This is a genomic window from Epilithonimonas sp., from assembly GCF_056329745.1.
This window is the reverse complement of record NZ_JBWEYV010000004.1, coordinates 121327-133844: the sequence shown is the minus strand read 5'-3', so window position 1 is coordinate 133844 and position 12518 is coordinate 121327. Positions and strand designations below refer to the sequence as shown.

Genomic DNA, 12518 nt, shown 5'->3' with positions numbered 1-12518 from the left:
AATTCCCCGGGAGTTTTTTTGTGATAAATATCTTATTTAGATTTATTTAAAATAAGCTATATTTGTACTCCAAAAACATTTAGTCTTGCAAAAAAATAACATCGATAAGCTCTGTTGTTTTCCCAAAAATGAAATGGGAAAAATAGTTGGTTACGATAATGATAACCTTACAATGCCAACTAAAATTATAGAAATGGGATTACTGCCGGAAACCAGTTTCCGCGTGCTTTACCAAGCCCCTTTTGGTGGTCCTTTATATGTAGAGTATGGTCTGGAAAAAACCAGAATTGCCCTTAGAGAAGCTGAAGCAAGATTCATCCAAGTACAAGTGCACAAATAGGTATGATGAATGTCGCCCTAGAATTGGCGAATCAAAATGCGGGAAACCATGCAGGACAAGAGAAACAAGCAAATATTATTGGTAGGGAATCCCAATGTGGGAAAGTCCACCCTCTTCAATATCCTTTGTAACAAAAAACAGAAAACAGGTAATTACGCCGGTGTAACCGTAGCCAGCCATTCTGGTAATTATACTTATAACAATGAGGCGGTAGAAGTAATAGACCTTCCCGGCTCTTACAGCATCTATCCAACTTCTGAGGACGAAGCTATTTTTTCGCGGTTTCTTATTCAGGAAAATTATTCTGGCGTTGTGTACATAGCAGATGCCATCAATATGAGGCGGAGCTTGCTGCTTTTCCAGCAGATTCAGGATCTTGGCATCCCAACCATAATGGTTGTTAACCAAGTTGACGAAGCCGAAAAGCGTGGTATTAAGATCGATACCGCAAAATTGGCTCTATTGCTCCACACTCCGGTTTTTGAAACCAATGCTAAACAAAGCATTGGGATAGACAAAATCAGAGAAGCGGTTTATAACAATGAGTTCAAAATTTCTGAAACCAATTCCTTCGAGATTCCATTGGAGCAGAAATCAATAGTATATAAAATATCCTCCAACACATCCGAGAAAAACCTGTATAAAATTTGGACGCTGCTAGCGGCAGATACCTATCTGGGAAAGATTAGTAATATTCACCAAATTATCAGCCAAGAGGATTCCAAATGCAGCGTTCCCAAGCGCCTTCAAATTACCGAGACTGTAAGGCGATATCAAAACATCGACAAAATCACATCCGAAATAACGGAGAAAAAACCGCAACTCAAGGAATTATTAACGGAAAAACTAGACAAAATTCTGGTTCATCAATTCTGGGGCTATGCTGTTTTTCTGTTAATTTTGTTATTAATCTTCCAAAGTGTCTTTTTCTTGGCAGAGTACCCAATGGCCTGGATAGAAGATTTCTTCACATGGCTATCCGCATTTTCTGGGGAATACCTTCCCGATGGGCCAATCAACTCACTCATATCCAATGGGATCATTCCAGGAATCGGCGGCATTATGGTTTTTGCACCACAAATAGGTATTTTACTATATTTCCTTTATTTACTGGAGGATTCCGGCTACATGGCAAGGGTTGTTTTCCTGATGGATAGGCTTCTGCGACCATTTGGGCTGAACGGAAAAAGTATTGTACCACTGGTATCGGGAACAGCATGTGCCATTCCAGCCATCATGTCCACCAGAAATATAGAAAACGTAAAAGAACGGCTTATCACTATTCTTGTAACACCTTTTATGACGTGCTCTGCAAGACTGCCAATCTACAGTATCATTATCGGATTGATTATTCCCGATGAGAATTTTTTTGGCATCAAGTATCGGGCAATTGCATTGATGATCATGTACCTTCTCGGCTTTTTGATGGCTTTGGTTTCTTCTTTAATCCTAAAGAATATCATCAAAACCAAGATCAAAAGCTTTCTAGTGATGGATCTGCCAACTTACAAAATGCCATTATTTGGTTACGATTTCAAACTGGTACTGCGAAAAGTATGGGAATTCATTTCCGGTGCTGGCAAGGTGATTTTCACAGTAAGTATTATCCTGTGGGCGCTAAGCTATTTTGGTCCCCCACAACATAAAAACGAGATCCTAGCAACTAACTCGTCACTGGATCATTCTTACCTAGGAAGAATAGGAAGGAAAATGGAACCAGCGATTGCCCCCCTCGGCTACGATTGGAAAATGGGAATTGGGATCCTCACAAGTTTTGCCGCGCGCGAAGTTTTTGTAGGAACTTTATCCACACTTTACAGCCTGGATGATGAAGCCCCCGAAGGAAAATTAATTGAAAAAATGCGCTTAGACGTAAAACCGAATGGCGATAAAGTTTTCAGCTTTGCCACAGGCGTTTCGATTTTGATTTTCTATGCATTTGCCATGCAGTGCATCTCCACTATTGCCGTAGTTTATAGAGAAACCAAAAGTTTGAAATGGACCTTGTTACAAACCATATCTATGACGTTTTTGGCATACTTTTCGGCGTTAATTGTGTATCAAATCCTGAAATAAATTTTCAAAATGGATAATTCATTACTTATACAATATGTTATTGTTGGCGCCATCGTGCTAGCTGCGGTGTATGCGCTTGTAAGAAAACTGTCAAAAACATTCTCCAAAAAAAACAAAGGCAAAAACTGCGGCCCAGATTGTGGGTGTTCTTAAAAAAATAAAAGTGTTCATCAGAGCACTTTTATTTTTTTAAGAAAGAGGGATTATTGTATTTTTGCTCAACCTTAATATAAGAAAATGTCATTAATAAAATCAATCTCCGGGATCCGGGGAACCATTGGCGGCAAAGTCAACGACAATCTTACGCCACTGGATGTAGTGAAGTTTGCTTCGGCATTCGGAACATGGCTTCAGAATAATAAGAATAAAAAAGATCTAACCTTAGTTATCGGCCGGGACGCCAGAATTTCTGGCCCGATGGTTTCCTCACTGGTTACTGCAACATTGCAGGGCTTGGGAATCAACGTTGTTGACTTAGGGCTTTCTACCACGCCAACCGTGGAAATTATGGTTCCCGAATTGAAAGCTGACGGTGGTATAATCCTAACGGCATCCCACAACCCAAAACAATGGAATGCCCTAAAATTACTGAATGACAAAGGCGAATTTATCACCGGAGAAAATGGCGCCGAAGTGCTGGCTTTGGCAGAAAGTGAAGATTTTAACTATGCCGATGTGGATGATCTTGGTAAATATGAAACCCGATATGATGCGTTTGATATCCATATCCAAAAGATTTTGGCTCTGCCTGCAGTAGATGCTGAGGCGATAAAAGCTAAGAAATTTAAAGTGGTTTTGGACGCCGTCAACTCAACAGGAGGCCTTGCCATCCCCATGCTTTTGGAAAAATTAGGCGTAGAAGTCATCAAATTATATTGCGAACCCAACGGACAATTCCCTCACAACCCAGAACCTTTGAAGGAGCATCTTGGTGATATTTGCGCGTTGGTAAAAAAAGAAGGTGCCGATTTGGGAATCGTAGTAGATCCCGATGTAGACAGGCTGGCTTTCATCGATGAAAAAGGCGAAATGTTTGGCGAAGAATACACTTTGGTAGCTGTTGCAGATTACCTTTTAGGCCTTAAAAATGGAGTTGCAGTATCCAACCTATCATCCAGCCGGGCTTTGCGAGATGTGGCAAAAACCCATCATTCAGATTATTTTGCAAGTGCCGTTGGCGAAGTGAATGTGGTTAACTTAATGAAAGAAAAACATGCCGTTATCGGTGGTGAAGGCAATGGTGGAATTATCTACCCGGACCTGCATTATGGCAGGGATTCTTTGGTAGGTGTTGCTTTATTTTTAACGCATTTGGCCAAAGAAAACAAAACAGTTTCTGAACTTAGAGCAGGATATCCTTCTTACTTTATGGGCAAAAAGAAAATTGAATTAACGCCAGGCATTAATGTTGACAACTTACTTCTAAAAGTAAAAGAGGAATATAGAGATGAAGAGATTTCTACTGTTGACGGTGTGAAAATTGATTTTGCGAACAATTGGGTACACCTCAGAAAATCAAATACAGAACCGATTATCCGTATCTATACCGAAGCATTTTCCCAGGCAGAAGCCGACCAGCTGGGTGATGATATGATTACCAAAATCAGAAGTCTGATCTAGAATCTACATCAAACAATCCATCTAATAATCCGTGATCCGCTGCTTTTTTAGCAAAGATTGCGGATTATCTTTTTTAAGGAAGGTTCTAAAGATTAATACCTTGACATCCAACTAATATCCGACGGCAAACTAACCGTTTTTTCGCTTATTTTCACTAAATTCGCATTCTTAATTGATAAAAAACACTTTTTTATACATTGAAAATGAATAAGTTCGCAGAATATAAAACACTCAACCTTACTCAAACCGCAGAAAAGATCGCAGAATTCTGGAAAACCAATGACACCTTCAAAAAATCGGTACAGATCCGCGAAGGCCAGCCGGAATATGTTTTTTACGAAGGACCACCTTCCGCCAACGGTATGCCGGGCATCCACCACGTGATGGCACGGTCGATTAAGGATATTTTCTGCCGTTTCCAGACACAGAACGGGAAACAGGTTTTCCGAAAAGCCGGCTGGGACACGCATGGCTTGCCTGTAGAATTGGGCGTGGAAAAAGAACTTGGCATTACTAAAGAAGATATTGGCAAAAAAATCACAATAGAAGAATACAACGAGGCCTGTAAAAACGCCGTGATGCGCTACACCGATGTCTGGAACAACCTTACCGAAAAAATCGGATACTGGGTAGATCTGGAACATCCGTATATCACCTATCAGCCTAAATATATGGAGACGGTTTGGTGGCTGTTGAAGCAATTATATACCAAAGATTTGCTTTACAAAGGTTACACCATACAGCCTTATTCTCCCAAAGCCGGAACAGGATTATCCTCGCACGAGCTTAACCAGCCTGGAACTTACCGCGATGTTTCTGACACGACGGTTGTGGCTCAGTTTGAGATTGGAAAAGCACCAGAAAATGCCAGCGAGACCTGGAAATTCTTATCCTCTATTGCTTACCCGAATAGCGCAATCAATACCGACGAAATAGCAGGTGCAACTTGTGGTGGCGCTTTGCACTGGGCAGAGTTTGATAAGGAAGAATACCAGCCAAAAGTTTACTTCCTGGCATGGACAACTACACCATGGACGCTGCCATCCAACACGGCACTTACCGTTGGGAAAGATATCGATTATGCGTTGATCAAAACCTTTAACCAATATACTTTTGAACCAATCTACGTGATCCTGGGCAAACCATTGATCGCAAAACAATTGGGTAAAAAATTTACAGAAGGTACAGATGAGGATTTTAAAAACTATTCGGCTGAAAGCAAAACCATTCCTTACCAGGTTTTAAAAGAATTTAAGGGTGCGGATCTGGTTGGCATAAAATACAAACAACTTGTCCCTTGGTTCCTTCCTGCTGAAAATCCCGAAGATGCTTTCCGCGTGATTCCGGGAGATTTCGTGACCACAGAAGACGGAACAGGGATCGTACACACCGCACCAACCTTTGGTGCAGACGACGCGCGCGTGGCCAAAGAAGCCGGCATTCCGCCGATGTTGGTAAAAGACGAAAATGACAATCTTGTTCCGTTGGTTGACCTTCAGGGGAAATTTATCCGCGGCAAAAATGTTCCGGAAGTATTCTCTGGCAAATACATCAAAAACGAATATTACGATGATGGTACTGCTCCGGAAAAATCATGGGATGTGCATTTGGCCATCCAGCTAAAAGAGGAGAATAAAGCCTTCAAAGTTGAAAAATATGTCCACAGCTACCCACATTGTTGGAGGACAGACAAACCAGTGCTCTACTATCCACTCGACTCTTGGTTTGTGAAAATGACTGCCGTAAAAGACCGCTTGGTAGAACTCAATAAAAGCATAAACTGGAAACCAAAAGCTACTGGGGAAGGCCGTTTTGCCAATTGGCTGGAAAATGTGAACGACTGGAATCTTTCCCGATCCAGATATTGGGGAATCCCGTTGCCTATCTGGAGAACTGAGGATCTTAAAGAAGAAAAAATCATTGGTTCTGTAGAAGAAATCTATAACGAAATAGAAAAATCCATCGCTGCAGGTTTTATGAAAGAGAATCCATTTAAAGGATTTGAACCCGGAAATATGGCAGAAGAGAATTATAACCTGATTGACCTTCACAAAAACTTTGTGGACAAAATCATCTTGGTGTCGGATTCGGGGAAAGAAATGAAGCGGGAGAGCGACCTTATTGATGTTTGGTTTGACTCTGGCTCGATGCCATATGCACAACTTCATTACCCTTTTGAAAATAAAGAGCTGATTGACGACAGAAAAGCCTTCCCGGCAGATTTTATCGCCGAAGGTGTTGACCAGACGCGTGGATGGTTCTATACGCTGCACGCCATAGGAACGGCCGTTTTCGATTCTGTAGCCTACAAAAATGTGGTTTCCAACGGTTTGGTTCTGGACAAAAACGGGCAAAAGATGTCCAAACGCCTTGGCAATGCCGTCGATCCGTTTGAGACTTTGGCTGTGTATGGCCCGGATGCCACACGCTGGTACATGATTTCCAACGCCAATCCTTGGGAAAACCTGAAGTTTGACATCGAAGGGATTGATGAAGTCCGAAGAAAATTCTTCGGGACACTTTATAACACCTATTCATTCTTTGCGTTGTATGCCAATGTAGATGGGTTTAAATATCTGGAAAACAATGTAAAAAACCGTCCGGAAATAGACCGCTGGATTTTGTCTGAACTCAACCTATTAATCAAAGAAGTTAAATCCTTCTACGAAGATTATGAACCGACAAAAGCAGCAAGAGCGATTAATACTTTTGTTAATGACAACCTGTCAAACTGGTATGTAAGGCTTTGCAGAAGGCGTTTCTGGAAAGGCGATTATTCCGAAGACAAGATATCCGCCTATCAAACCTTGTACACTTGCCTGGAAACAGTTGCCAAACTGTCTGCGCCGATTGCGCCGTTCTTCATGGATCAATTATTCCAGGATCTTAATCAAGTGACCGGCAAAGATTTGGTGAATTCTGTTCACCTGACCGATTTCCCAGTAGCAAACGAAAGCCTGATTGACGAGGATTTGGTTGAGAAAACACATCTGGCTCAGCAAATCACGTCGATGGTATTTTCTTTAAGGAAAAAAGAAAATATAAAAGTTCGCCAGCCGTTGCAAAAAGTAATGATCCCGGTTCTGGACAAGAAAACAGAGGCTCAGATCTTAGCTGTTGCAGAACTCATCAAGCAGGAAGTGAATGTAAAAGAACTTCAATTAATCAATGCCGAAGAAGCTTCTCACTTGATTGTAAAACAGATCAAACCTAACTTCAAAGCCTTGGGCTCGCGTCTTGGGAAAGATATGAAAACGGTGGCTGCGGCGATTTCTAATTTTGGAACGGAGCAGATCGCAGCACTGGAAAAAACCGGAAAAGCAGAAGTTTCAGGATACGAAATCACGACGGATGATGTAGAAATATCTACAAAAGACATCCCGGGATGGACGGTTGCCAGCGAAGGCAAAGTAACTGTGGCATTAGATTTGACACTCACCGAGGAATTAAAATCCGAAGGGGTTGCAAGGGAGTTTATCAACCGTGTGCAGAACCTTAGAAAAGATAAAGATTTTGAACTAACGGACAGAATATCAATCCAGCTGGAAGAATCCTGCCCGTTTAAAGAGGAAATTATTAACAATGACGATTATATTTCTGCGGAAGTATTGTCGGGTGAAATAGAATTTGTAAATTCACTCTCAAATTTTGACGAAATAGAGATAGATGAAGAAAAATTCAAAGTAAAAATTGAGAAAAAATAAGTAAGATTTCTTTTCTGTTAACAATATGTGAATAGAACATTTTAGCTGAATTATTTCAAATTTTATCTTTATTCTTGTTGATTATAAAAACAAAAGTTGTGAGCAAACTTCACGCTGAAAAATTAATAAAAGTTGAACCCAAATAACACGCTGAAAATGGCAGAAGAAAAACTACGATATAGCGACTCAGAATTACAAGAATTCAAAAAACTCATTCAGGATAAAATCTCAAAGGCAGAAAATGATCTTGGCTTGATAAAAGAAAGCTTCATCAATAACCAAAATAATGGCACGGATGATACATCACCTACATTCAAAGCTTTTGAAGAAGGTGCAGAAACGCTGAGCAAGGAACAAAATGCAATCCTGGCATCCAGACAGGAAAAGTTTTTGCGTGATCTTAGACATGCACTTATCCGCATCGAGAACAAAACCTATGGCGTCTGCAGGGTTACTGGAAAACTAATCCCAAAAGAAAGGTTGAAAGCCGTACCGCATGCTACACTAAGTATCGAGGCTAAGAATATGCAACGCTAAATTTTACAAGACGTATTTACTACAAAAATATGATCTAAATACTGGATTACAAAGCATTGAGCATCTTCGCGATGTTTTTGCTTTGTAATTTTTTTATCTATATGGTTCTTACGCTTATCATTCTGATTGTCATCTTTGCCAGTTTTTTCTTAAAGAAGGAGAAAGATGTGAAGGATATCTTTAAACCAAAGCAGAAATATCAGTCTATTGACGATGCTTATAACGCAAAGCGCAAAGCAAAGCAGGATGAGATTGATATGCTGCTGGGGAAAATAGGGAAAAACGGGCTGGCAGACCTTACGGAGAAAGAGCGTAAAAGACTGGACGAATTATCCCAGAAATAAGTATTTTGAATTACATTTGCAAAACTATTTTTGAAAAATCATCGTAATAATGGAATCCATCATTGTACATACCAAAAATTCTATGGAATTAGCTGCGCTAAAAAGCGTGCTGAAGGACATGAACATCGAGTTTGAAAAATTTCATACCAGAAATAATTTTCATAATCAGAAAACTGTACAGAAAATCAACAACAGGAAGGATAAAAAATTCCCAAAACCACCTAAATCAAAAGGCTTGTAATGAAGAAGATCATTGCCATTACAATATTGATCCTGCTGATAGATCAATTTTCAAAAATTTATATCAAAACCCATTTTTATCTTGGCGAGAGTGTGAATGTTTTTGGCCTCAGCTGGTTCAAACTTACATTTGTAGAAAATCCCGGTATGGCTTACGGTCTTCATTTTGGAGGGTTATGGGGGAAATATACGCTGATTATCCTCAGAATCATTTTGGCCGTTGGTATGGTCATGCTGTTTAAAAAATGGTTGAAGGAAGGCGCATCCAATTACTTAATTATTCCGATGGCTATGATATTTGCTGGCGCAATTGGAAATGTTTTTGATGGTATTTTTTACGGTGTTATTTTTGACAGCGGCACTTTCTATGACGCTGCCTCCGGCCGATGGATCGATTACAGTGGGGTTTCCAAACTGACAGCTTTTGGGCATGGCTACTCAGATCTGATGAAAGGTTGCGTGGTAGATATGCTCCATTTCCCTTTGGTGGACACAACTTGGCCGGACTGGGTTCCGATTTTTGGCGGAAACAGAATCGAATTTTTCAAATACATTTTTAATGTTGCAGACAGCTCCATTACTGTTGGTGCGCTGTTCCTATACTTTTTCAGGAAGAAAGCTTTCCCTAACGGATTGGATTTTTAAGAATTCCCGACCAATACAAAATACAAAGCTGACTTCTCCGGATTTCAGCTTTTTTAATTTTCTTTAACGACCGACCAGTTTCCGATTTGTCCGTTTCTTTTCCAATTGCCTTTCAAGTCTTTTAAGTTACCATAAAATTTAAAGCCGGAACCATTAACAGTCATAATTGTCCCATAGATGGGGAATTCTCATCAGCTTTCTTTTTTTTCTGATCTTACCAAATTCTTTCAAAATTAATCAATGTTAAAGCAAAAAAGCCAATCTGCATTCGGTTGATGAATTTTTGCATTGATTTAGTTTTTTATTAAATAACTAATTTACATTAAAAATGGATTCAGGAAGCTAATAAAATTGGATTGCCTTTTTATGTTTGCTATTTTTGCATATTGAATTTAGAAAATCTAAATACCGAATCAAAAACATACGTTAATGTCCAGAATACTAACAGGAATCCAGGCCACCGGAACGCCCCATTTGGGAAATCTTTTGGGAGCAATTATTCCCGCCATCGAGCTGTCAAAAAAATCAGATAATGAGTCTTTTCTGTTTATTGCCAACCTTCATTCCCTTACACAAATTAAGGATGCCAAAGTCCTGAAACAAAATACTTATGAGATTGCTGCAGCATGGCTGGCTTGCGGTTTGGATACCGAAAAAACATATTTCTACAGGCAGAGCGACATCCCAGAAACCTGTGAGCTGACTTGGTTTTTGGACTGCTTTTTCCCGTATCAACGGTTAACATTGGCTCATTCTTTCAAGGACAAAGCCGACCGTTTGGCCGATGTTAATGCAGGGCTTTTTAATTACCCAATATTGATGGCTGCGGATATTCTCCTGTATGACGCCGAGGTTGTACCTGTGGGAAAAGACCAGTTGCAGCATTTGGAAATCGCCAGAGATGTAGCGTCGCGCTTCAACAATCAAATGGGCGAAGTGTTTGTTTTACCCAAAGCAGAACTAGAAGAAAGCACCAAATATGTACCCGGGACTGATGGCCGCAAAATGTCAAAATCTATGGGGAATATTATTAATATCTTCTTGCCAGAGAAAGAACTAAAAAAGCAGGTCATGTCTGTAGAAACAGATTCTACACCGCTGGAAGATCCCAAAGATCCCGAAACAGATAAAGTATTTGCCATTTATTCCCTGATTGCAACACCTGAGCAGACCGAGGAATTGCGGGCAAAATACCTTGCAGGAAATTATGGCTACGGACATGCCAAAAATGAATTACTGAATCTGATCCTTACCAGATTTTCAACCGAAAGAGAAAAATTCTCATATTACATGAATAACTTGGACGAGCTGGAAGCCAAACTTCAGGAAGGTGCTGCTAAAACCAGGTTGATTGCAACGCAAACAATAAAACGCGTAAGAGAAAGCTTGGGTGTATAACGTCTAGATGATACTTAAAAAATAAAAAACGCTCCGATACTGGAGCGTTTTTTATAGATAATTCTTGATTTCTGACAGTTGCCGTACGACTTTTAAATCATCTTCCTTTGGATTGTCGTGATATACATCAAAGAAAATCACTTCAATTCCAAAATTCTGTGCACCTTTTACATCAGCAATCCAGTCATCACCAATCATCATGCTTTCGGATTTATCCGCTTTTGCAAGATCGAGAGAATAGTTGAAAATTTCAGGCCGTGGCTTTCTAAGTCCAACGGAATCAGCACTGGTAATGGTTTCAAAATAATCAGAAATCCCAGAGAGGATGCATTTCCGCTCCGTCACTTCCTGGAAACCGTTAGAAATAATATGCATTTTATAGCCTTTATTACGGAGATAAACCAAAAGTTCCAATGCGCCTTCTACCAATTCATTATAATTGAGAATCTCATCAAGAAAATGGTGTTCAAAATAATCTGCAAGTGGAGCATTGTCTATATCAAATGCGAGAAATGTATCGTAAAACCGGTGCTTTCTAAGGTAATCTTTATCTATCTCCCCATCGCGAATCTGCTCCCAAAGCCGCTCATTGATCTCATGGTATGTATTATGAAATTTTTCAAAATCTATCCCAAATTTATCAGATATTTTTTGCTGGGAGAACAGTTCTTTTATTGTAAGATATGCGTTTTTGCGATGATCCCAAAGTGTATTATCTAGATCAAAAAAAATGTGCCTAATGTTATTCATAAGGCACAAATCTAGTCATTTTTTTGTCCACGTAGGAAAGCTCCGTCATAAAATCAATTATTTAAAAATCTAAAAATCCTAGTTTTTTGAAACCAAAACAACCTTGTGGCTTTTGGTTTTGATGGGCTGAACATTCCTTGAAAAATTCAGTAGAAAATCAATTATTTCCTTCTTCGGGGTCAAAGTTTTCGGAAGTAAAGTGTCGTTATTTTTCATAGGCAAGACTTTACAACAATAACGCCAAAAAAAAATCTTTATTATTATTTTGTTAAAATAATTTTATTATCCTCCATAATTTTTCTAAGATTAATAAGTGCATAACGAACCCTACCAAGGGTTGTATTAATACTTGTATCTGTTTGATCTGCAATATCTTTAAAACTCAATCCATCAAAAAACCTAAGTTTAATCACCTCTTGCTGATTGTCTGGAAGCATCACCAGCATTTTTAAGAGATCCTCATTGATTTGCCGGTCTATCAATTTATCCTCAATATTATTTTCTGGTTCCTTTATTATATCAAAGATTGAAAATTCTTCGTTTTCAAAAGTAGTCTCGGAAATTTTAATATTTTTAGATTGTAATCGGTAATGATCAATGATCAAATTATGAGCAATTCGCTTTGCCCAGAGGATAAATTTATTTTCCTCCTTGTATCGTCCTTCTTTGAGGGTAATGATGATTTTGATAAACGTCTCTTGAAAGATATCATTTGCAAGATCATCATCCATTAATTTGTAAAAGATAAAGGTGTAAAGGTCCTTTTTGTGTCGCTCGATCAAAGAAGCCAGAGCGGCTTCATCACCATTTTGGTAGAGATTAATGAGAATACTGTCTATTTGTGTTTTCATAACTTCTAAATAT

General features: G+C 39.3%; 13 protein-coding genes. 10 read left to right on the top strand and 3 right to left on the bottom strand.

The window, feature by feature from the left end:
* Positions 1 to 85 precede the first annotated feature (85 nt).
* The 10 genes from AC00Y6_RS04840 to trpS all read left to right on the top strand — a co-directional run bounded on the left by AC00Y6_RS04840 (position 86) and on the right by trpS (position 10904).
* Positions 86 to 340, top strand: coding sequence for a FeoA family protein (locus AC00Y6_RS04840; protein WP_474489487.1), 255 nt, complete (start codon positions 86 to 88; stop codon positions 338 to 340).
* Positions 341 to 388: 48 nt separating this feature from the next.
* Positions 389 to 2416: a ferrous iron transport protein B gene (gene feoB, locus AC00Y6_RS04835; RefSeq protein WP_474489486.1), complete on the top strand. Its 2028-nt coding sequence runs from the start codon at positions 389 to 391 to the stop codon at positions 2414 to 2416.
* 9 nt (positions 2417 to 2425) lie between these two features.
* Positions 2426 to 2569: a FeoB-associated Cys-rich membrane protein gene (locus AC00Y6_RS04830; RefSeq protein WP_474489485.1), complete on the top strand. Its 144-nt coding sequence runs from the start codon at positions 2426 to 2428 to the stop codon at positions 2567 to 2569.
* 84 nt (positions 2570 to 2653) lie between these two features.
* Positions 2654 to 4036, top strand: a complete 1383-nt coding sequence (gene glmM / locus AC00Y6_RS04825) for a phosphoglucosamine mutase (RefSeq protein WP_474489484.1) — start codon at positions 2654 to 2656, stop codon at positions 4034 to 4036.
* 203 nt (positions 4037 to 4239) lie between these two features.
* Positions 4240 to 7740 carry an isoleucine--tRNA ligase gene (gene ileS, locus AC00Y6_RS04820; protein ID WP_474489483.1) on the top strand — a complete coding sequence of 1167 codons (3501 nt, stop codon included), beginning with the start codon at positions 4240 to 4242 and terminating at the stop codon, positions 7738 to 7740.
* 156 nt (positions 7741 to 7896) lie between these two features.
* Positions 7897 to 8277 (top strand): TraR/DksA family transcriptional regulator, encoded by a 381-nt coding sequence (locus tag AC00Y6_RS04815; protein WP_474489539.1) that lies wholly within the window; start codon positions 7897 to 7899, stop codon positions 8275 to 8277.
* Positions 8278 to 8378: 101 nt separating this feature from the next.
* Positions 8379 to 8621, top strand: coding sequence for a DUF6576 domain-containing protein (locus AC00Y6_RS04810; protein WP_474489482.1), 243 nt, complete (start codon positions 8379 to 8381; stop codon positions 8619 to 8621).
* Positions 8622 to 8670: 49 nt separating this feature from the next.
* Positions 8671 to 8862, top strand: a complete 192-nt coding sequence (locus tag AC00Y6_RS04805) for a DUF2683 family protein (protein WP_474489481.1) — start codon at positions 8671 to 8673, stop codon at positions 8860 to 8862.
* Positions 8862 to 9506, top strand: coding sequence for a lipoprotein signal peptidase (locus AC00Y6_RS04800; RefSeq protein ID WP_474489480.1), 645 nt, complete (start codon positions 8862 to 8864; stop codon positions 9504 to 9506). The genes AC00Y6_RS04805 and AC00Y6_RS04800 overlap by 1 nt, the downstream gene beginning before the upstream one ends.
* A gap of 429 nt (positions 9507 to 9935) precedes the next feature.
* On the top strand, positions 9936 to 10904 hold the full coding sequence (gene trpS / locus AC00Y6_RS04795; RefSeq protein ID WP_474489479.1) for a tryptophan--tRNA ligase: 969 nt from the start codon (positions 9936 to 9938) through the stop codon (positions 10902 to 10904).
* Positions 10905 to 10955: 51 nt separating this feature from the next.
* Here trpS and AC00Y6_RS04790 read toward each other — a convergent pair whose 3' ends face one another.
* From AC00Y6_RS04790 to AC00Y6_RS04780, 3 genes are all read right to left on the bottom strand, one after another.
* Positions 10956 to 11654: a YjjG family noncanonical pyrimidine nucleotidase gene (locus tag AC00Y6_RS04790; protein WP_474489478.1), complete on the bottom strand. Its 699-nt coding sequence runs from the start codon at positions 11652 to 11654 to the stop codon at positions 10956 to 10958.
* Between the two features lie 78 nt (positions 11655 to 11732).
* Positions 11733 to 11870 carry a hypothetical protein gene (locus AC00Y6_RS04785; protein WP_474489477.1) on the bottom strand — a complete coding sequence of 46 codons (138 nt, stop codon included), beginning with the start codon at positions 11868 to 11870 and terminating at the stop codon, positions 11733 to 11735.
* A gap of 44 nt (positions 11871 to 11914) precedes the next feature.
* Positions 11915 to 12505, bottom strand: a complete 591-nt coding sequence (locus AC00Y6_RS04780; RefSeq protein WP_474489476.1) for an RNA polymerase sigma factor — start codon at positions 12503 to 12505, stop codon at positions 11915 to 11917.
* Positions 12506 to 12518: the final 13 nt, after the last annotated feature.